Source organism: Aureimonas jatrophae, from assembly GCF_900104035.1.
GTDB lineage: Bacteria > Pseudomonadota > Alphaproteobacteria > Rhizobiales > Rhizobiaceae > Aureimonas > Aureimonas jatrophae.
In genome coordinates this window covers 87,893-108,005 of sequence record NZ_FNIT01000007.1, presented here as the reverse complement: position 1 = coordinate 108,005, position 20,113 = coordinate 87,893, and the positions used below count along the sequence as shown (strand labels likewise).

Here is a 20,113-nt window from a genome sequence, read left to right as displayed (position 1 = left end):
CGGAGCGATGCCGCCGCCGCTCACGCGAGCGTGACCGGCCAGCGGATCGCTCCTGCCCCTCGCCGTGGGTTCGGAGCCGACTAATTTCCGCTGTCGATCCTTTGATGTCCTTCGGCCCCGGCCCGAGGCGACCCGGACTTCGGCCATGACCCGACACCTCTTCCAGCGCCGCCGCGACTGGGCCGCGCTTTCCCTCGTTCTCGCGCTCGGCGCCGCCGCGCCCGCCCATGCCCAGAGCGGCGGCAGCGGGGGCGGGTCCGGCGGCGGGCAGCAGGCCGAGGGCGAACAGGGACGCGAACAAGCGGGCGAGCGCAAGAGCGGCATCGACCTGCCGCTGATCGGCCACGTCCCGCTGCCGGGTTTCCTGGCCGGCCTCTTCGGAGGCGGCGAGGAGGGTGAGACGAGCGCCGAGGGCGGAAGCGGCGAGGGGGGCCAGGGCGGCCAGAACGGCGAAACCAACGGCGAGCCGGCCGCGGTGATCGTCCAGACGGTCGCCACGCAGTCGGTCGGCGACTCGTTCAGCTTCATCGGCACGATCCAGCCCATCGAGCAGGTCTCGATCCGGGCGCGCGTCGATGGCTACATCCAGGAGGTGTTCTTCACCGGCGGTCAGAAGGTGAAGCAGGGCGATCTCCTGTTCCAGATCGAGCCCGCCCAGTACGAGGCCTCGGTGCGGGCGGCGGAAGCCCAGCTCTCGGGCGCGCAGGCCACCGTCAACCAGGCCCAGCGCGACTACAACCGGCAGGAGGAGCTGGCGTCCTCGGGCGTCACGGCGCGCGCGACGCTCGACACCGCCACCGCCAACCTCGAGAACGCGCAGGCCGCCCTTCTCCAGGCGCAGGCGGCCCTCACCCAAGCCCAGCTCAACCTCAGCTACACGCGCATCACGGCGGCCATCGACGGCGAGATGAGCCAGCCGCTGATCACGCGCGGCAACTACGTCTCCACCACCACCACGACCGACCTCGCCACGCTCACGCAGCTGGACCCGATCTGGGGCGTCTTCCCGATCGCCGAGGACCAGCTCGTCACCTGGCAGCGCGTGGGCGTGGGCGCCGGCGAGGAGGCCCCGATCGAGACCGCGCAGAACGGGCGCACCGGCGGGGCCGGCGGAAGCGGCGGCGATGGGGAAGGCGAGGGCGACGCCTCGGTTCCCGACCAGGCGCCGGCCGAGACGACGCCCCCCACCGAGGCCGGCACGCGTATCGCCTCGGCCGACGGCACGGGCGCGGCCGGAGCGCCGCCGCCGCCCGAGGGCGCCGCCGTCGATGCTTCGGCCTCGGCCGACGACCGGCAGATCGGCGCGGACTACAATCTCAACCTGCGCCTGCCCAACGGGGCGGACTACCAGCCGGCCGGCGACTTCGACTTCGTCGGCAACACGGTGAACTCAGCCACCGGCACGGTGGAGGCGCGCATCAGCTTTCCCAATCCCGGCGGCTTCCTTCTTGCCAACCAGAACGTGACGCTGGTGGCGAGCCAGAAGAACCCGCCCATGCGACCCGTCGTGCCGCAGGCCGCGATCCAGCTCTCGCGCGAGGGCCGCTCGGTGCTGGTGGTCGGCGAGGGCGACAAGATCGAGCGGCGCGCGATCGAGGTCTCCGCCGAGGCGGTGGGCAACAACATGGCCGCCGTCACCTCCGGCCTTCAGAGCGGCGAGCGCGTCGTGGTGCGCGGCTCGGCCAACGTGAAGGAAGGCACCGTCGTCCGACCGCTGACGCAGGAACAGGCCGACGCCGAGGCGCAGCAGCGCCGCGCCCAGCGGCCCGAGGGCGGAAACAACGCGGAGGGCGGGGACGGCGCGCAGGAAGGATCCACGCAGGGCGAGGGCGCGCAGGCCCCCGAGGGCGGCGGCTCCCAGAACAACGGCCAGGGCAGCGGCTCGGGGGGCGCCCGGTGATCTCCGACATCTTCATCCGCCGGCCGCGACTGGCCGGCGTCGTCTCGATCGTTGTGGTGCTGGCGGGGCTCCTCGCCATCCTCGTCCTGCCGATCTCGCAATATCCCGAGATCACGCCGCCCACGGTCTCGGTGTCGGCGACCTATCCCGGCGCCGACTCGACCGTCCTGGCCCAGGCCGTCGGCGATCCGCTGGAGCGCGCCATCAACGGCGTCGAGGACATGATCTACATGTCCTCGACCTCCACGGACTCGGGCACCTACTCGCTTTCGATCACGTTCGCGATCGGCACCGACCCCGACATCGCGCAGGTCAACGTGTCGAACCGCGTCCAGCTCGCCACCGCGCAGCTTCCCGAGGCGGTGACGCGGCAGGGCGTGACGGTGCGCTCGCGCTCGCCGAACTTCCTGATGGCGGTGGCCTTCTCGTCGGAAGGCGGCCAGGTGTCGACCATCGACATCGGCGCCTACCTGTCGTCCTCGGTGGTCACCGCGCTGCAGCGCGTGGAGGGCGTGGGCGACGCCAACGTTCTCGGCAACGCCGACTACGCCATGCGCATCTGGACCGATCCCGTGCGCATGGCCGCGCTCTCCATCTCGCCGGCCGAGGTGACCGCGGCGATCACCGCCGAGAACCTGCCCGCCTCCACCGGCCAGATCGGCGGCTCGCCGGCGCCCGAGGGCCAGGCGACGGTCTACACGATCACCGCGCAGGGGCAGCTCAACACGCCCGAACAGTTCCAGAACATCGTGGTGCGCGCCGAGCCGAACGGCGCGATCGTGCGCCTCAAGGACGTGGCGCGCGTCGAGCTCGGCTCGGAAAGCTACGCGGTCAACACCTATGTCGGGACGAACCCCGGCAAGACCATCCAGATCAACCAGGCGCCCGGCGCCAACGCGCTGCAGACGGTCACGGCGGTGCGCGCCGAGCTGGAGCGCCTGCGGCCCGAGTTCCCGCAGGGGCTCGACTACCAGATCATCTACGACTCCACGCAGTTCGTGGACGCGACGATCCACGAGATCGTGCTGACGCTCGGCATCACCGCGGCGATCATCGTGGTGGTGGTGTTCCTGTTCCTGCAGGACTGGCGCTCGACGCTGATCCCCGCGCTCGCCATCCCCGTGTCGCTGATCGGCACGTTCGCGGTGCTGCTCGCCATCGGCTTCACGATCAACGTCATCACGCTGCTCGCGCTGATCCTGGCCATCGGCCTCGTGGTGGACGACGCGATCCTGGTGGTCGAGAACGTCCAGCGCGTGATGACCGAGCGGAACGTCGACCGCGTGGAGGCGACGCGGATCGCCATGCGCGAGATCACCGGCCCGATCATCTCGACGACGCTGGTGCTGCTCGCCGTGTTCCTGCCGACCACCTTCCTGCCCGGCCTGTCAGGCCAGCTCTACCGGCAGTTCGGCCTGGCGCTGTCGATCTCGATGCTGCTGTCCTCGGTGGTGGCGCTGACGCTCACCCCCGCGCTCGCCGCCGCCATGCTGCGCCCGCCGACCGCCGCCTGGGGTCCCTTGCGCTGGTTCAACAAGGGTCTCGACAAGACGCGCAACGCCTATGCCGGTGCCGTCACCTTCCTGGTGAAGCGCGTCCTCGTGGCGCTCGGCGTCCTGGCCGTCGGCTTCGCGGTAGCCGCCATCTCGCTCGTGTCGCTGCCCTCGACGCTCTTGCCCGACGAGGACCAGGGCGCGATCCTGTTCGACGTGTCGCTGCCCGACGGCGCCTCGCTCCAGCGCACCACGGAGGCGATGCTGGAGATCGGCGACATCCTCAGCGAGACCGAGGGCGTGAACGCCTACGTGCTGAACGCGGGCTACTCGCTTCTCCAGTCGTCGCAGCGCACCTCCGGCGGGCTCGGCATCGTGACGCTGAAGCCCTGGGGCGAGCGGCCCGACCTGTTCCAGATCCTCGGCGAGCTGCGGGGCAAGTTCGCGGCCATTCCGGGCGTCCAGGTCGCGGCCTTCCCGCCGCCGCCCATTCCGGGCCTCGGCTCGGTCGGCGGCTTCACCTTCCAGCTCCTCGCCCAGCAGGGCCAGGACCCGGCCGAGATCGCCCAGGTCGCCGACGCCTTCGTGTCGGCCGCCAACGAGCGGCCCGAGATCGAGGGCGCGCGCACGACCTTCTCGGCCGACGTGCCGCGCCTCTACATGAACATCGACCGCGACCGCGCCGAGACGCTGGGCCTCACGGTCCAGGACATCTACGACACGGTCGGCTCCACCATGGGCGAGACCTACGTCAACCAGTTCATCTACGACGGCATCATCTACCAGGTGCGCCTCCAGGCGGAGGCCGGCGCGCGCGCCGTCACCACCGACATCGGCGACCTCTACGCCAAGAACGCGAGCGGCCAGATGGTGCCGCTGCGATCGCTGGTGAAGGTGGACACGACCTTCGGCCCCTATGCGGTGCCGCGCTTCAACCTCTTCACCGCGCCCGAGATCACGGGCCAGCCCGCAAGCGGCTACTCGTCGGGCGCGGCTCTCCAGGCGCTGCAGGAGGTGGCGGCCGAGACGCTGCCGCCGGGCTACTCCTACCAGTTCTCCGGCACGAGCTTCCAAGAGCAGCAGGCGGGCTCGGTGACCTACATCGCCTTCGCGCTCGCCTTCGTCTTCGCCTACCTGTTCCTGGTCGGTCAGTACGAAAGCTGGCTGCAGCCGCTCGCCGTGATGCTGTCGATCGCGATCGCGGCCGCGGGTGCGGCGGGCTCGCTCGCGCTCTTCGGCTACTCCTCCAACATCTACTCGCAGATCGGCATGGTGATGCTGATCGGTCTCGCCGCTAAGAACGCCATCCTGATCGTGGAGTTCGCCAAGGAGCGGCGCGAGGTGGACGGGATGGAGATCACCGAGAGCGCGGTTATGGGGGCGCGCCAGCGCTTCCGCGCCGTTCTGATGACGGCGCTCGCCTTCATCCTCGGCCTGATCCCGCTGGTGACGACGAGCGGGGCGGGCGCGGCCTCGCGCAACGCCATCGGCACGGCGGCGATCGGCGGCATGCTGGCGGCGACCTTCATCGGCATCTTCATCGTGCCGGCGCTGTTCGCCTTGTTCGAGCGCATGGGCGAGCGTCGCAAGGGGCTGTTCTGGGGCCGCGAGACGCGGCGCGGCAAACGCCGTCCGGAGGAGCGCACCAAGGACGAGATCGAGCGCGACGGTCGCTTCCCCTGGCGCTTCGAGCCCAAGGGACCCGCACCGGATGCGACGCCCGCCGAGTAGCCGGGGGCGGCTTCGGGGCGCCGAGGGATCGGCCCCCGAAACACCACCTCAGCGCGGGAAGATGGCCCTCAGGTCGGCGAGCTTCGCGTTGACGAGCCAGCCGTAGTAGTTCTCCTCGGGCCAGCGCGGCCCAAGCCCTCCGGCCCCGCGCTGCCGGTTCTCGCTCGCCAGCTGGCCGGCCCGGCCGATCGGGTCGCCCACATTGTAGAGCGTCGCCGTCAGGCCGGGATTGCCGGAGATGTCGAAGCCGGCGATGTCGCGATAGGCCTCGATCTCGGCCGCGATCACCGCCGCGACGTAGTCCAGCGACTGGTCGGGGTTCATGATCGCGGCGTAGACCTCGCCGGCCTTTCGCATGTCCAGCGCCGGGAAGCCCGAGACGCGCTCCACCCGGTCCGAGACCGACAGGGCCGTGAGCGGGTTGAGCTGGCCGAGGCCGAAGGTCTGGCCGGCATAGTAGGGCTGGAAGAACACGGCGCCGAAGCGGTTGTCGGGATAGCGCACGCCGTCCACGGTGCGGCCCCGGAAGCGCCGCTCGAAGACGCGCTCGCGGCAGCTCCACACGGCGGCGTCGCTGGCGCCCCGGCAGTCGGCGAACTCGGGCCGCGCCACGAACTCGGCGATGCCGACCCCGCCATGGCTGAAGTCGAGGCCGGAGTTCAGGTAGCTCATCGCCTTGACGTAGTAGGTCTGGAGGCGGTCCATCGCGTCGACGTTGTAGGTGTGCTCTCCCACCAGCGCGCCGGCGATGTGGACGGGATCGATGCGGTAGCGCCGGGCGCTCGCGCGGATCTTCTCCTGCAGGTCGCGGCTCGTGGCGAGAAGCTGGTGGATGCGCTCGTACTTGGCCTCGAAGGTGGAGCGCGTGGCGGCCGTGCGCCGGCCCGACGCGCCGGGCACGGCGGGCTGCTCGGCGTGGCGGTTTCCGGGCGGGACGGGCGTTGCGGCCGCGGCCGGCGCGGCCAGGAGAAGCGCCGCCAGAAGCGGCGCGGCAAGGCGGACCATGAGCCGTCTTTCGGTGGGTCGGGAGCGTCGGACCAGCGAAAAACCGACGAATGCGGTCACGTTAGGGCAGGGAGCACCCGGCCCGGTAGTCCCGGTTTCACGTGAAACAGCGCCTGTGGCTCTGCGGACACGGTCCGTCAGCGCGCATAGCGGGTCGGCAGGCGCGTCTCGTGCTTCACGGTCTCCATCGAGATGTAGGCCGACATCTCGAACAGCGTCACGCGCGAGACGAGGCGCTTGTAGATCGCGTCGTAGGTCTCGACGTCGGGCAGCACCACCTTCAGGATGTAGTCGAAGTTGCCGGTGAGCCGGTGCACCTCGACGATCTCGGGGATCGCCTGGACGGCGGCGCGGAACTCCTCCAGCCAGCCCGCCTCATGGCTCGACGTCTTCACGATCACGAAGACCGTGGTGGGCAGGTTGACGCTGCGCCGGTCGAGCACGGCCGTGCGGCGCGCGATCACGCCGTCGGCCTCGAGCCGCGCGATGCGGCGCGAGCAGGCCGAGGGCGACAGGTTCACCCGCTCGGCCAGCACCGAGACGGGAATGGCGGCATCCTCCTGCAGGAGCGCCAGAAGATGGTGGTCGCGATCGTCGAGCATGAAGCATCCGTGCAGGGTTTCACCGCTCGATGCAAGAACCGTGCGTCGAACTCCTGAATGGCGCCGAGCGCGTGCACGCGTTCCCGTTCCCTTCGCTGGAAAACGCGCCCTGCGGCGTGCCATCCGACCGCATCATCATGGGCGACAGGAACGCGGACACGAGGAGCGGGCGATGAAGCGGATCGGGCTGATCGGGGGCATGAGCTGGGAGTCGACCGCGGTCTACTACCGTCTTCTCAACGAGGCCGTGCGCGCGCGCCTCGGCGGCCTCGCCTCGGCCGACGTCCTCGTCCACTCGCTCGACTTCTCGGCCGTGGTCGCGCTCCAGAAGGCGGGGCGCTGGGACGAGGCGGCGCGGATGCTGGCCGAGAGCGCGCAAGGGCTGGAGCGGGCCGGCGCCGACTGCGTCCTGATCTGCACCAACACGATGCACCTCGTCGCCGATGCCGTGCAGGCCGCCGTCGGCGTGCCGCTCATCGACATCGTCGCCGAGACCGGGCGCCGGATCGCGGCGGCCGGCCACCGCCGCCCGCTGCTTCTGGCCACGCGCTACACGATGGAGCACGGCTTCTACCATGCGCGCATGGAGGCGGGCGCCGGCATCCGTCCGCTGGTGCCGAACGAGGCCGACCGCGCCTTGGTGCACCGCGTCATCTTCGAGGAACTGTGCGCCGGCCGCGTCCTCGACGCCTCGCGCCGGGCGATGGAAGAGGTCGTGCAGCGCGGCCGCGACGCGGGCGCCGACAGCGTCATCCTCGGCTGCACCGAGATCTGCCTTCTGATCGACCCCGCCGCCCAGGTGCTGCCCGGCTTCGACTCCACCACGATCCACGCCGAAGCGGCGATCCGGTTTGCGCTGGACAAGAGCCGTTTCGCGCTGGACAACGGTCTCTTGGCCTCGCGCCAGCTTGGGGAACGCATCGCAGCATAGGATCGGGCGACGCACCGAACCCCAGCAGAGCCTGCCCCCAGCATGTGCCGCCTCCTTGCCTATTCCGGCTCGCCGATCTTTCTGGAGGATCTCCTGATCCATCCGGCCGGCTCGCTGGTCTCCCAGTCCATGGCCGCGCGCGAAGCGCGCACCGTCGTCAACGGCGACGGCTGCGGCCTCGGCTGGTACGCCGAGCGTCCCGAGCCAGGCCTCTACCGCGGCATCCTGCCGGCCTGGAGCGACCGCAACCTCGTCTCGCTCTGCCGGCAGATCCGCTCCGGCCTGTTTCTCGCCCACGTGCGGGCGGCGACCTCGGGCGAGGTGTCCACCGGCAACTGCCACCCCTTCGCGCACGGGCGGCAACTCTTCATGCACAACGGGCAGATCGGCGACTATCCGCGCCTGCGCCGCGAGGTCGAGGCGATGATCCCCGACGCGCTGTATGGCGAGCGGCGCGGCACCTGCGATTCGGAGGCGATCTTCCTGGCCGCGCTCGGCCGCGGCTCGGAGATCGATCCGGCCGGCGCCTATGCCGCGACCCTCCGCGACATCCTCGCGCTCAACGGCGGGCCCGACGAGGCGCTGCGCTTTGCGGCCGTGCATTCCGACGGCGAGCGGCTCTTCGCCTTCCGCTGGGCGAGCGACGGCCAGCCGCCCTCGCTCTATGCCAAGCTCGACGGGTCGTCCGTCTTGGTCGCTTCGGAGCCCTGCGGCTGCGATCCGTCGGGCTGGCAGCCGATCCCGCCGGGATCGGTGCTGGAGGTGGCGGACGGCGAGGCGCGGCTGCGCCGCTTCGACCCGCTTGGCGCGCACGCTCAGCCCAGCGCCGCGCCCCGCGTCTCGGCCCTGAGGGACACGGTCGCCACCGCCGCCGCCACGAGAAACGCCGCGTAGAGCGCGAGCGCGCCCGCAAAGCTCTGGGCGGCGAGCGGGGCGAGAAGGCTCGGCGCGGCGAGGCCGCCGAGCCGCGCGACGGCGCCCGCCGCGCCCATGCCGGTCGCCCGCAACTGCGTGGGATAAAGCTCCGGCGTCCAGGCGTAGAGCGCCCCCCAGGTGCCGAGCAGCGCGAAGCTCATCAGAAGCGTCGAGCCGGCGACGAGCGCGGGCGAGGGGTCGAGCCCGTAGAGAACGCAGCCCGCCGCGCTGAGAACCAGGAAGCCCGCCAGCGTCGGCCGCCGTCCCCAGCGCTCGACGCCATAGGCCGCCAGCGCGTAGCCCGGCAGCTGCGCCAGCGCCACCAGGAGAAGAAAGAGTTCGCCGCGCAGGAAGCCGAAGCCCTGCGCCGCCAGTTGCACCGGCAGCCAGACGAACACCCCGTAGTAGCTCATCGAGACCAGAAGCCAGACGAGAAGGATCAGGAGCGTGCGCCGCCGCAGGTTCGGCCCGAGGATCGAGCCGCCGGCCGCGGTCGGCGGGGCGGGCGCGATGGCGGGCAGTTCGTCCTGGTAGCGGTTGATGCGGGCCAGCCGTTCGAGGACGGCGCGCGCGTCCCGCTCGCGACCTTGGCGCAGAAGATAGAGCGGCGATTCCGGAACGAAGAGGCGCGCGGCCAGGCCCACCAGCGCGGGCAGGGCGGTGAGCAGGAACAGCGTCCGCCAGGCCGGCCCGTCCGACAGCCGGGGCGCAGCCAGCGCGGCAAGCGCCAGCGCGATCGTGCCCACGGCCCAGAACCCCTCCAGCATCACCAGCCAGCGGCCCCGGCCGCGCGGGGGCAGGAACTCCGCCATCAGCGCGTAGTCGACCGGCAGCGTGCCGCCGACGCCGAGCCCGGTGAGGAAGCGGAACGCCAGAAGCCACGCGAAATCCGGCGCAAAGGCCGAGGCGAGCCCGAAGACGGCGTCGATCGCGATCGTCAGAAGCAAGACGCGCCGCCGCCCGATCCGGTCGGCGAGCCGCCCGAAGGCACTCGCCCCGACCAGCATGCCGGCGAAGAAGGCGGTGCCGACCTGCAGCGCCTGCGGCACGTTCAGGCCGAACTCGGCGGCGATCGAGGGCGCGGCGAAGCCGACGCTCAGCACCTGCATCGCATCCGCCGCCCAGACCAAACCGAACACGAGAAGCAGACGTCTCTGGAAGGTCCCCGTACCGATGCGGGCCAAAGCATCCTCGAAGGATATGGTTGCGCTCATGAGCCGCTCCCGTCCGGTGGAGCCTGGTGCCGGGCCCCGGGACCGATCCCTCGGCGCAAGCGCGCCGTTTGTCAAAGCGGGCCAGCCGGTGGTCCATCAGGCGGAAGGACAGCGCGGGAGGCGAAAGGCCTGCGCGGACCTTGGGGTCGATCGCACCCTTGCGGCGATGTCGGACGGGGGCTCGCTGTATCGGGTTCCCGGTCGCGGGGGTGCCGACCGGCGCGCGTCGGGACGACCCCGCATCGCCTGTCCGCGTCGCCTATCGTGCGCTTCGCCTGTCGCTGCAGCCTCGATCGCGGCGCTCGGACGCTCCGGCCGCGGGGGGGTCCCTGTCGCCCTGAGCGTCTCCCGGGAATGGGCACGAGCGGAAGGCTTGGCGGGTCCCCTCACCGCGAGGCCGGGCATCTGCGACGCCGGCCGAAGCTGAACCGGGTGTTCGTGGCCACGCAAGCGCTTTGGCCTCGCGCCATCGAACCGAACGAGGTGTCGCTTGGCGATCCCAGCTACCGTCCGCGAAATTCTCCGCACGATCGATTACCGTCGCAAGTTCCACCATGACGCGGCGCCGCAAAACCACTAAAAGCGGCGCAAGGGAGCGCGAAGCGGTCCCCATCGACCACCAAGGAGAAACACGCGTGCCCGATGCGCCAGCCCGAGACGTTCGGGAGAGCCTTCGCGCGGCGGGCGACTGCGGCGCACGGATCGCCTCGCGCGATTGGAGCACGACCGCTCTCGGAACCATCGAGAGCTGGCCGGCGAGCCTGCGCACCACGCTTCTCCTGCTGCTCGCCTCGCCGGCGCCGATCGCGTTGCTATGGGGCCTTCCGAGCATCGTCTTCTACAACGACGCCTATGCGCGCCTCGCGGGCGAGCGCCATCCCGCGCTTCTCGGCTCGCAGCTGGACGAGAACGGACCGGCGGTCGCGCCTGTCGGCTCCGACGTCGTGCGCGAGGTGCTGGGGGGCCGCACACGGCTCGTTCGCAGCCAAGAGATCACGCCGCCGCGCGGCGGCGGACACGAGCCGGCCTGGGTCGACATCGACTGCTCGCCCGTCCCGGGCGAGGACGGCCGGCCGGCCGGCGTCTTCTGCCTCGTGACCGAGGCGACCGGGCGCGTGGCGGCCGAGCGGGCCCGCGAGGCGGCGGAGGCGGCGCTGGCCGACAGCGAGGCGCAGTTCCGCCTGATGGTCGACACGGTTCCCCAGATCATCTGGATCACGGATGGCGACGGGCGGATGGAGTTCCTGAACCGGCAGTTCTCGCTCTATACCGGCGCCCCGTTCAGCTCCATGTCGCCGGGCGAGATCGCCGGGGCCTTCATTCATCCTGGCGATGCGCCCCATGTGGTGGCGACCTTTCAGGCCGCGCGGGACAAGGGCACGACGCACGCCTGCGAGCATCGCATCCGCTCGGCCGACGGCACCTACCGCTGGTTCCTCGACCGGGCCGAGCCCTATCGCGATCCGCAGACCGGCGAGATCACCCGCTGGTTCGGGACCTCGGTCGACATCCACGATCGCCGGGCGGCCGAGGACCGGCTGCGGGAGCTGAACGCGACGCTGGAGGAGCGGGTCGCCGAGAGCACGGTCGAGCGCAACATGCTGGCGACGATCGTCGAAGGCACCGACATCATGGTGATGGCGTTGGACCTCGACTACACCATCCTCGCCCTCAACCAGGCCAATGCCGACGAGTTCGAGCGCGTCTTCGGGGTGCGACCGCAGGCGGGCGACAACATCCTCGAGCTTCTCGCCCCCTGGCCGCACCACCAGGACGAGGTGCGCGCTGGCTGGGCCCGGGGCATGACCGGCGAGAACGTCACCTTTGTCGAGGAGTTCGGCGACCCGGCGCGGGCGCGTCCCTCCTACGAGATCAACTTTCGCCCGCTCCGCGATGAGGCGGGCCGCCAGATCGGTGTCTACCAGTTCGTGATCGACGTGACGGAGCGGCTGCGCGGCCAGGCCCAGCTTCTGGAAGCGCAGGAGGCGCTGCGCCAGTCGCAGAAGATGGAGGCGATGGGCCAGCTGACGGGCGGCGTCGCGCACGACTTCAACAACCTCCTGACCCCGATCGTCGCCACGCTCGATCTTCTGCAGCGCCAGGGCGTGGGCAGCGAGCGCGAGCAGCGGCTGATCACGGGCGCCGCGCAGTCGGCCGCGCGCGCGAGCCTCCTGGTGCAGCGTCTCCTCGCCTTCGCGCGGCGCCAGCCGCTCCAGCCGCTCGCGCTCGATCTCGGCGACCTCGTCGCCGGCATGGCGGACCTCGTTTCCAGCACCACCGGACCGCGGATCGAGATCGCGGTCGAGGCGCCGCCGGGCCTCGCCATGGCGCGGGGCGACCCGAACCAGATCGAGATGGCGCTCCTGAACCTGGCGGTCAACGCGCGCGACGCGATGCCGGACGGCGGCACGCTGCGCATCGCCCTCAGCGAGGAGCGCATCGACGCGGATCATCCCGCGCGGCTGCCCGAGGGCACCTATCTGCGGCTCGGCGTGGCCGATACCGGTCACGGCATGGACGAGGCGACGCTGGCGCGCGCGGTCGAGCCCTTCTTCTCGACCAAGGGGATCGGCAAGGGTACGGGCCTCGGCCTGTCCATGGTGCACGGGCTCGCCTCGCAGCTCGGCGGGGCCATGACGATCGAGAGCCAGGTCGGGGTGGGAACCGAGGTCGTGCTCTGGCTGCCGCGCGCCGCCGTCTCGCCCCAGGCCATCGCGGCGCCGAGCCTCGTGGGTCCCGCGGCCTCCGCGCCGGGCGGGCGGGTCTTGCTGGTGGACGACGAGATCTTCGTGCGCATGAGCACGGCGGACATGCTGGACGAGCTCGGCTACGAGATCGTGGAGGCCGCCTCGGCGGAGGAGGCGGCCCGCCTCGTCGAGGCGGGCGTGCCCTTCGATCTGCTGGTCACCGACCACCTGATGCCGGGCATGACCGGGGTCGAGCTCGCCGCGCTCGCGCGGCGCCACCGTCCCGATGCGGCCGTCCTGATCGTGTCGGGCTATGCCGAGATCGACGGGATCGACAGCAGCATCTCGCGCCTCACCAAGCCGTTCCGCAAGGAGGAGCTGGCCGCGAGCCTGGAGCGGCTCGCCCAGGCGCGCCCGGCGGAGCGGGCCTGAGCGCGACGTCCCGGCCCAGTCGCGCCAGGACCCCGCCGGTCACAGGATGAAGCGCGACAGGTCGGTGTTGCCGGCGATGCCGTCCAGCGCCTTGTGCACATAGGCGGCGTCGACGCGGAAGCTCTGCCCGGCCTTGTCGGGCGCCTCGAACGAGATCTCGTCGAGGACGCGCTCCATCACGGTCTGGAGGCGGCGCGCGCCGATGTTCTCGACCGAGCCGTTGAGCTGGACCGCCAGGTCCGCGATCGCGTCGATCGCGTCCTCGGTGATCTCGAGCTCGACCTTTTCCGTCGCGAGCAGCGCCACGTACTGCTTGATCAGCGAGGCCTCGGTCTCGGTCAGGATGCGGCGGAAGTCGTCGCGCTCCAGCGCGCGCAGCTCGACGCGGATCGGCAGGCGGCCCTGAAGCTCGGGCAAAAGGTCAGAGGGCTTGGCGACGTGGAAGGCGCCCGATGCGATGAACAGGATGTGATCGGTCTTCACCGGCCCGTGCTTGGTGGCGACCGTCGTGCCCTCCACGAGCGGCAGGAGATCGCGCTGCACGCCCTCGCGCGACACGCCCGCCCCGCCCCGGCCGTCGCCGTTGTTGGCGACCTTGTCGATCTCGTCCAGGAACACGATGCCGTTGTTCTCGACCGCATGGATCGCGTCGGCCACCAGGGCCTCGTTGTCGAGGAGCTTGTCGGACTCCTCGTTGATCAGGAGGTCGTAGCTTTCCTTGACCGTGGTGCGCCGCGTCTTGGTGCGCCCGCCCATCGCCTTGCCGAACATCTCGGACAGGTTGAGGACGCCGATGTTGGCGCCGGGCATGCCAGGAATGTCCATGCCGCCGAGCGGGTTGGCGGTGTCGGCCACCTCAACCTCGATCTCCTTGTCGTCGAGCTCACCGGCGCGCAGGCGCTTGCGGAACGCGTCGCGCGTGGCCGGCGAGGCGGTCTTGCCGACCAGCGCGTCGAGCACGCGGTCCTCGGCGCCGGCATGGGCGCGCGCCTTCACCTCCTCGCGCTTCCTTTCGCGCACGAGGCCGATGCCGATCTCCACGAGGTCGCGCACGATCTGCTCGACGTCGCGGCCGACATAGCCGACCTCGGTGAACTTGGTGGCCTCGACCTTGAGGAAGGGCGCGCCCGCGAGCTTGGCAAGGCGGCGCGAGATCTCGGTCTTGCCGACGCCGGTGGGACCGATCATCAGGATGTTCTTGGGCGACACCTCCTCGCGAAGGCTCCCTTCCAGCTGCTGACGGCGCCAGCGGTTGCGCAGCGCCACCGCGACGGCGCGCTTGGCATCGCGCTGGCCGATGATGTGGCGGTCCAGCTCGGAAACGATCTCGCGGGGGGAAAAGTCGGTCATGCCTCGTGCCGTCCAATGGAGGGCCCGCCAGGTGCGGCGCCCGTCGGCCCCGAACATGGGAATGCCGGGCGCGCCGTGCCAGGGTTTCCGGATAGCACCGCCCGATAGGAAGGAATCCTGACGATCTGCGCGAAAAGCCGGGTCGAAATGCGGCGGTTTCGCGTTAAGATGGGGTCACGCACCGTCCGCTCCTCCAGATGACAGGGAACCGATCATGAGTTGCCCGGCCCCCGTCCCGCCAACCGGCTCCCGCGCCTGATGGGTCTGCAGACGCATCTGGCCGCGCTTCCCCGACCCTGGACGGAAGAAACGCTGTTTCAGGCGCTCGCCGAGGGCGCGCGGTCGGAGGGTTTCACGCGCTACGCCCTGATGACGATCCCATCCACGGACGAGGCGGGGTCGGAGATGCGGCTTCTCGCCTCGAACTGGAGCGAGGAGTTCCGGCGCGGCTTCGAGCGACTGGGGCTGAACCGCTTCTCGCCGGTTCTGCGCGCCCTGCGCTCGGGCGCGGTGCCCTTCGTATGGGATGCCGAGACGCTGTACGGCTATGATCCGGCCGACCCCGACATGAGCCCGCAGGCCCGCTTCCTGGCGAACCAGGACTGCCTGCAGGGCGTCTACTGCCCTGTGCACGGCCTGACCGGCTTCACCGGCGTCCTGTCGCTGTCGGGACCCGGCGACCCGGTGAGCGACGAGACCGCGGACGATCTCCACATCGCGACGTTCACGACCTTCGGCATCCTGACCGTCTGCCGCTTCCAGGAAAACCAGCGCAACAACCCGCTGACGGGGCGCGAGCGCGACTGCCTGCGGCTCGCCATGCTCGGCAAGACGAGCTCCGAGATCGGCCTGATCCTCAAGGTCTCCGAGCACACGGTCTCGCAGCACATGACGTCCTCGACCCGCAAGCTCAACGCCTCGAACCGCACCCATGCGGTCGCGCTCGCCGCGCAGCTCGGCTACCTCTCCTGATGCAAGAACGGGCGCTCGCATCGGGCGCCCGTTCTCGTTTCGCAGGCGAAACGACCGCCGGTCAGGCAGGGCGCGGTAGCGGCAGGAACTGGTAGGCCCAGGTCTCGGTCAGCACCGTGTCGCCCTGGCGCAGGTAACAGCGCAACTCCACGGGATCGGTGCCCTCCGCCGTGATGTCGAACGTCGTGCGCCAGGCGGTGCCGACCTTGACGGAGTAGGCATCGGCCTTGCCGAGCGTGCCGCGCGAGGTCGAGACCACCGCCTCGACGCCTTTGGCGTCGCGGGGCAGGGCGCCCACCAGGCCGCCGTCGAAGTCCACCACGACCTTGGTGACGCCGGCGGGACGGGGCTGGCCCGCGATGCCGCCGCGCCCGAGCCGCGTCGCCACGACCTCGCCGACGCGGGGCGGGTAGGGCTCGCGGTTCGCCCAATGCAGGACGTAGTCGAGCGCGATCGCGTCGCCCCGGCGCACCGACTGGTCGGCGAGCCAGTAGGCGGCGATGTTGTCGTGGATCTCGTCGTCGGTCGGGATCTCGACGAGCTGCACGGCGCCCCGGCCCCAATTACCTTTGGGCTCCACCCAGACGCTGGCGCGCTTCTCGTAGAAGACGCCGTCGTCCTCGTAGTTGTCGAAGAGACGGTCGCGCTGAAGAAGACCGAAGCCGCGCGGGTTCTCGTCCGTGAAGCTCGAGGTCATCACGTTCACGGGATTGTTGAGCGGGCGCCAGATGCGCTCGCCCGCGCCCGTCCAGAGAGCGAGGCCGTCGGAGTCGTGCACCTCGGGCCGCCAGTCGACGCGCCGCCCCCGGTCGGTCTCGGAATACCAGAACATCGAAGTCAGCGCCGCGATGCCGAAGCGCTGGATGTCGTCGCGCGCGAAGTAGCGCGCCTGGATGTCCATGACGATCGGCCCGCCCTTCCGGACGTCCATGCGCAGGACGCCCGCGACGCGGGGGCTGTTGAGGAGGCAGGAGATCGCGAGCCGTCCGTCGGCGGAGGGCTCGAGGAAGAAGTCCGTGAAGCGGGGAAACTCTTCCGGCGTCGGCATGGCGACGTCGATGGCGAGCGCGCGCGCCGACATGCCGAACTGGTTGTCCTCGCCGGACGTGCGGAAGTAGGCCGCGCCCAGAAACGCCAGCCAGTCCGTCTCGGTACCGGGCTCCAGCACGCGGAAGCCGGCGAAGCCGATATCGTCGGGAAGCTCCTTGGCAGGGCTGTCGGCGGGTATGTCGAAGAGCTTGGGGTCGTAGCGCAGCGTGCGCGCCTGCCCGTTCTCCACCACGTGGATGCCCACGGGCAGCTTGAAGTAGCGACCGAGGTGGAAGAAGCGGATCGGCGCGCGGCCGTCGTTCAGTTCCAGCGTCTGGTCGGCGCGGTAGCGGATGCGCCAGTGCTGGTCGAAGTCGATGCGCTCCAGCGTGTCGGACGCGGCGGGCACCTCGGGCACATAGGGCGCGGCCGCCATGGCGCGGGCGCGCTCCACCAGCGCGTCGAAGGAGAAGGGCTGCGGCTCGCCGAACCGAAGGGCGTCGCCCTCGGCGGCCAGGGCCTGTCCGGTCACGCCCGACAGCCCGAGAAGGCCGAGGCCGAGCATCAGTTCGCGGCGGTTGAGATCGATCGTCATGGCGCCTTCCTGTCCCCAAAGTCGGGCGGCAGTAAGGGCGTTGCGCGGCCCGTGTCAACGGCGCCGCGCGGGACCGGAGGTCGGCGGGACCCGGCGTCAGGCGCTCATGCGCTCGAAGCCGCCCTCGTTGTCGAGGTCGAGCGCGATGCCCCTGGGAGCCGACCTGGAGGGTGCGGTGACCGGGCGGCGCAGCGGGATCGGCGCGGCCGACGGGGCGGGCCTCGTCGCCATCGCCGGCTCCGCCTTGCGGGCCGGCGCCGCGGCCTCGGCCTCGCCGGTGCGGAAGAAGCTCGTGCGCTCGTCGAGATCGCGCGCCTCGGCCGACAGCGTCTCGGCGGTGGCCGCCATCTGGTTGGCGGCGCTGGCATTGGCCTGCGTGACCTGATCGAGCTGGACGATGGCCTGGTTGATCTGCTCGATGCCCACTGACTGCTCGCGGCAGGCCGCTGAGATCTCGCCCACCAGTTCCGCCGTGCGATGGATGTCGGGCACGAGCTGGCCGAGTCGGTCGCCCGCGGCCTCGCAGGCGCGCATCGTCTCGGCCGACAACTCGCCGATCCGCGCGGCCGCCTCGCCGGAGCGCTCGGCGAGCTTTCGCACCTCGCTCGCCACCACCGCGAACCCCTTGCCGTGCGAGCCCGCGCGCGCCGCCTCGATCGCCGCGTTCAAGGCCAGAAGGTCGGTCTGGCGCGCGATCTCCTGCACCACGACGATGTTGTCGGCGATCTGGCGCATGGCCGCGACCGACTGGCGAACCGCTTCGCCCGAGGCTTCGGCATTGGCCGAGGCCTGGGCCGCCATCTTCTCGGTCTGCGACGCGTTGTCGGCGTTCTGGCGCACGTTGGCGGTCATCTGCTCGACCGCCGCGGAAGCCTCTTCCGAGGCCGAGGCCTGCTCGGTGGAGCCCGAGGACAGCTGCTCGGCGGTCGCCGCCGACTGCGTTGAACCGGACGCCACCTGCGCGGCCGAAGCGCCGACCGCGCCCAGGACCTCGCGCAACCGAGCGGTCATCTCGCCCATCGCCCGCTGCAGGTCGCCGATCTCGTCGCGGGCCGGACCCTCGCCGGCGCGTGCCGTCAGGTCGCCCTCGCCGATCCGCCGGGCGAGCGCCACCGAGCGGCCGAGGCCGCGGCCGACCGAGGTGGCGATCCAGGCCGCGGCGCCGGCCGCCAGCACGACCGCAAGGCCAAGCGTTCCGAGGAACAGGAGGCGGGTGCGGTCGAAGGCGGCGGCGTTGCCGGCCAGAAGCTCCGCGGTGCGGGCGGTCTCGCGGTCGCGCGCCTCGGCGAGGCTGTCCACCATCTTGGACATGAGCGGGCGCATGCCGGTGTTGGAAAGCGCGGCGGCCTCGGCGGCCGCGCCCGCACCGTTGGCACGGTCGCCATTGGCCTTGGTCAGGAGCGCGATGACGTCGGCGGCGATCGTCTCGTACTGCTTCGCATCCGCCTCGAGGCCGTCCAGCGAGGCGCGTTCGGCATCCGGCGCCCCGGCGCGGTAGTCGGCCAGAAGCGCCTGCGCCTTGCGGCTGCGCTCGATCGCGGTGTCCGACAGGTCCTGGAAGACGGCCGGGTCGGTCACGGTATCCAACGTGTTGGCGAGACGGCCGACGTCGGAGATATAGGCGCGCACCGTCAGAAGGCGCTCGCTCTGCTTCATGGGACCGGCAACGGTCGCCTCGAGTGCGGCCTTGGACGCTTCCAGAGCGCGCAAGCCCACGAAGCCGAGCGCGCCCATGAGAACGAGAACCAGGGTGAAGGAGGCGACGAGCCGTGCCTTGATGGTGATGCGCATGCCGGCCGAACTCCCAACGGACCGATGACGGTCGAAGGGTAGGGGGGAGGCGGCTTCCGATCGCTTAAGGCGACGGGCTCGCGGCTGCTGATCGGGCCAATCCGCGAATCGCGGTAAAGCTTTCGCTAACCGCCCGCCGCCGGCTCAGATCTTGCGCAACGCGACCTCTTCCACGAGATGGTCGCCGCCCTTGCGCAGGATGAGGTCCGCGCGGGGCCGCGTCGGCAGGATGTTCTCGTAGAGGTTCCGGGCGTTGATCGTCGTCCACAAGCGCTCGGCGATGGTCAGCGCCTCGTCCTCCGAGATCGCGGAATAGCGATGGAAGAAGGAGGCCTCGTCGCGGAACGCCGTCTCGCGCAGGCGCATGAAGCGTGCGACGTACCAGCGGTGCAGGTCGCGCTCGTCGGCATCGATATAGATCGAGTGGTCGAAGAAGTCCGACACGAAGGGCACGAAGCGGCCGCCCGGCGGCATGTCGCGCACCTGCAGGACGTTGAGCCCCTCGAAGATCAGGATGTCGGGCTGGTCAACCTCGACGCTCTCGCCCGGCACGACGTCGTAGAAGAAGTGCGAGTAGACCGGCGCGCGCACGTGGCGGGCGCCGGCCTTGATGTCGCTAAGGAAGCGCAGGATCGCCGCGACGTCGTAGCTTTCCGGAAAGCCCTTGCGCTGCATCAGGCCGTTGGCCTCCAGCACCGCGTTCGGAAACAGGAACCCGTCGGTCGTGACGAGGTCAACCTTGGGCGTGCCCGGCCAGCGGGCGAGAAGCTCCTTCAGGATGCGCGCGGTGGTCGACTTGCCGGCCGCCACCGAGCCGGCGATGCCGATGATGAAGGGCGTGCGCGCCTGGTCGGAGCCGCGCAGGAAGCGCTTGCGCTGGCGAAACAGCGCCTGGCTGGACTCCACGTGGGAGTAGAGGAGGCGCGAGACGGCGAGATAGATGCGCTCGACCTCGTCGACGTCGATCTGGTCGCCGAGCGAGCGCAGGCGGCGCACCTCGTCGGCGGTGAGCGTCAGCGCCTCGCGGCCGCGGAAGGTCGCCCAGGTCTCGGCCGGAAAGAAGTGGTAGGGCGACAGCGCCTCGCCGCCGAGCGGCGAGGGTCGAAGGGTGAAGGGGTCCACGGCGGCGCTCATCCGGCGTCGGGCACCCGCGACGCCTTCTCCTGAAGGCCGGTCTGCGCCGTGCGCCGCTCGAGCTCGGCGAGCACCGCACTGAGCGGAACGTCGCGCAGCCGCAGCACCACGAGGAGATGGTAGAGGAGGTCGGCCGCCTCGCCGGTCAACGCCGCCTCGTCCTCGGCGATCGCCGCCACGACGAGCTCCACCGCCTCCTCGCCGAGCTTGCGGGCGGCATAGAGCGTGCCGCGCGCGACGAGCTTGGCGGTGTAGGAGCCATCGTCGCCGGATGCGGCGCGCTGCGCCACGATGCGCTCGAGGCTGGTCAGCGTGAAGCCGTGGGTGCTCAT

General features: G+C 70.7%; 14 protein-coding genes. 6 read left to right on the top strand and 8 right to left on the bottom strand.

What is annotated here, in order from left to right; translation table 11 throughout:
* Positions 1 to 145: 145 nt before the first annotated feature.
* Together BLQ76_RS15515 and BLQ76_RS15510 are read left to right on the top strand one after the other, a co-directional pair.
* Positions 146 to 1,900, top strand: coding sequence for an efflux RND transporter periplasmic adaptor subunit (locus BLQ76_RS15515; protein WP_090675086.1), 1,755 nt, complete (start codon positions 146 to 148; stop codon positions 1,898 to 1,900).
* Positions 1,897 to 5,124 carry an efflux RND transporter permease subunit gene (locus tag BLQ76_RS15510; protein WP_090675083.1) on the top strand — a complete coding sequence of 1,076 codons (3,228 nt, stop codon included), beginning with the start codon at positions 1,897 to 1,899 and terminating at the stop codon, positions 5,122 to 5,124. The genes BLQ76_RS15515 and BLQ76_RS15510 overlap by 4 nt, the downstream gene beginning before the upstream one ends.
* Positions 5,125 to 5,172: 48 nt before the next feature.
* Here the strand turns inward: BLQ76_RS15510 and BLQ76_RS15505 are convergent, their stop codons facing one another.
* Positions 5,173 to 6,129 carry a DUF1402 family protein gene (locus tag BLQ76_RS15505; RefSeq protein ID WP_090675081.1) on the bottom strand — a complete coding sequence of 319 codons (957 nt, stop codon included), beginning with the start codon at positions 6,127 to 6,129 and terminating at the stop codon, positions 5,173 to 5,175.
* Between the two features lie 137 nt (positions 6,130 to 6,266).
* The gene (locus tag BLQ76_RS15500) at positions 6,267 to 6,731 is read right to left on the bottom strand and encodes an Lrp/AsnC family transcriptional regulator (protein ID WP_090675080.1); all 465 of its coding nucleotides are present in this window, start codon (positions 6,729 to 6,731) and stop codon (positions 6,267 to 6,269) included.
* A 172-nt stretch (positions 6,732 to 6,903) separates the two neighbouring features.
* On the opposite strand from BLQ76_RS15500, the gene BLQ76_RS15495 reads away from it, so the two are divergent.
* Both BLQ76_RS15495 and BLQ76_RS15490 read left to right on the top strand, forming a co-directional pair.
* On the top strand, positions 6,904 to 7,662 hold the full coding sequence (locus BLQ76_RS15495; protein WP_090675077.1) for an aspartate/glutamate racemase family protein: 759 nt from the start codon (positions 6,904 to 6,906) through the stop codon (positions 7,660 to 7,662).
* 42 nt (positions 7,663 to 7,704) lie between these two features.
* Positions 7,705 to 8,556 carry a class II glutamine amidotransferase gene (locus tag BLQ76_RS15490; protein WP_090675074.1) on the top strand — a complete coding sequence of 284 codons (852 nt, stop codon included), beginning with the start codon at positions 7,705 to 7,707 and terminating at the stop codon, positions 8,554 to 8,556.
* Here BLQ76_RS15490 and BLQ76_RS15485 read toward each other — a convergent pair.
* On the bottom strand, positions 8,478 to 9,791 hold the full coding sequence (locus BLQ76_RS15485) for an MFS transporter (RefSeq protein ID WP_090675072.1): 1,314 nt from the start codon (positions 9,789 to 9,791) through the stop codon (positions 8,478 to 8,480). The genes BLQ76_RS15490 and BLQ76_RS15485 overlap by 79 nt on opposite strands.
* Before the next feature lie 635 nt (positions 9,792 to 10,426).
* On the opposite strand from BLQ76_RS15485, the gene BLQ76_RS15480 reads away from it, so the two are divergent.
* On the top strand, positions 10,427 to 12,910 hold the full coding sequence (locus BLQ76_RS15480; RefSeq protein WP_244519671.1) for a PAS domain-containing protein: 2,484 nt from the start codon (positions 10,427 to 10,429) through the stop codon (positions 12,908 to 12,910).
* Positions 12,911 to 12,949: 39 nt separating this feature from the next.
* Here BLQ76_RS15480 and hslU read toward each other — a convergent pair whose 3' ends face one another.
* On the bottom strand, positions 12,950 to 14,260 hold the full coding sequence (hslU, locus tag BLQ76_RS15475; RefSeq protein WP_090675362.1) for an ATP-dependent protease ATPase subunit HslU: 1,311 nt from the start codon (positions 14,258 to 14,260) through the stop codon (positions 12,950 to 12,952).
* Between the two features lie 219 nt (positions 14,261 to 14,479).
* Between hslU and BLQ76_RS15470 the strand changes: the two genes are divergently transcribed.
* Positions 14,480 to 15,232, top strand: coding sequence for a helix-turn-helix transcriptional regulator (locus BLQ76_RS15470; RefSeq protein ID WP_244519664.1), 753 nt, complete (start codon positions 14,480 to 14,482; stop codon positions 15,230 to 15,232).
* A gap of 61 nt (positions 15,233 to 15,293) precedes the next feature.
* On the opposite strand, the gene BLQ76_RS15465 is transcribed toward BLQ76_RS15470, so the two are convergent.
* From BLQ76_RS15465 to BLQ76_RS15450, 4 genes are all read right to left on the bottom strand, one after another.
* Positions 15,294 to 16,856 (bottom strand): OpgD/OpgG family glucan biosynthesis protein, encoded by a 1,563-nt coding sequence (locus BLQ76_RS15465; RefSeq protein ID WP_090675068.1) that lies wholly within the window; start codon positions 16,854 to 16,856, stop codon positions 15,294 to 15,296.
* 96 nt (positions 16,857 to 16,952) lie between these two features.
* Entirely contained in the window at positions 16,953 to 18,647 is a 1,695-nt protein-coding gene (locus BLQ76_RS15460) for a methyl-accepting chemotaxis protein (protein WP_090675065.1), read from the bottom strand.
* 144 nt (positions 18,648 to 18,791) lie between these two features.
* A complete protein-coding gene (gene coaA / locus BLQ76_RS15455) occupies positions 18,792 to 19,781 on the bottom strand; it encodes a type I pantothenate kinase (RefSeq protein ID WP_090675062.1) in 990 nt (329 codons plus the stop codon).
* Positions 19,778 to 20,113, bottom strand: a complete 336-nt coding sequence (locus BLQ76_RS15450; protein ID WP_090675059.1) for a phosphoribosyl-ATP diphosphatase — start codon at positions 20,111 to 20,113, stop codon at positions 19,778 to 19,780. Before BLQ76_RS15450 ends, coaA begins: the two co-directional genes overlap by 4 nt.

Coding starts and splice junctions, on each gene's coding strand:
- BLQ76_RS15465 (WP_090675068.1), bottom strand. CDS start 16,856: ATGACGATCGATCTCAACCGCCGCGAACTGATGCTCGGCCTCGGCCTT.
- BLQ76_RS15490 (WP_090675074.1), top strand. CDS start 7,705: ATGTGCCGCCTCCTTGCCTATTCCGGCTCGCCGATCTTTCTGGAGGAT.
- BLQ76_RS15450 (WP_090675059.1), bottom strand. CDS start 20,113: ATGAGCACCCACGGCTTCACGCTGACCAGCCTCGAGCGCATCGTGGCG.
- BLQ76_RS15460 (WP_090675065.1), bottom strand. CDS start 18,647: ATGCGCATCACCATCAAGGCACGGCTCGTCGCCTCCTTCACCCTGGTT.
- BLQ76_RS15515 (WP_090675086.1), top strand. CDS start 146: ATGACCCGACACCTCTTCCAGCGCCGCCGCGACTGGGCCGCGCTTTCC.
- hslU (WP_090675362.1), bottom strand. CDS start 14,260: ATGACCGACTTTTCCCCCCGCGAGATCGTTTCCGAGCTGGACCGCCAC.
- BLQ76_RS15505 (WP_090675081.1), bottom strand. CDS start 6,129: ATGGTCCGCCTTGCCGCGCCGCTTCTGGCGGCGCTTCTCCTGGCCGCG.
- BLQ76_RS15500 (WP_090675080.1), bottom strand. CDS start 6,731: ATGCTCGACGATCGCGACCACCATCTTCTGGCGCTCCTGCAGGAGGAT.
- BLQ76_RS15495 (WP_090675077.1), top strand. CDS start 6,904: ATGAAGCGGATCGGGCTGATCGGGGGCATGAGCTGGGAGTCGACCGCG.
- coaA (WP_090675062.1), bottom strand. CDS start 19,781: ATGAGCGCCGCCGTGGACCCCTTCACCCTTCGACCCTCGCCGCTCGGC.
- BLQ76_RS15485 (WP_090675072.1), bottom strand. CDS start 9,791: ATGAGCGCAACCATATCCTTCGAGGATGCTTTGGCCCGCATCGGTACG.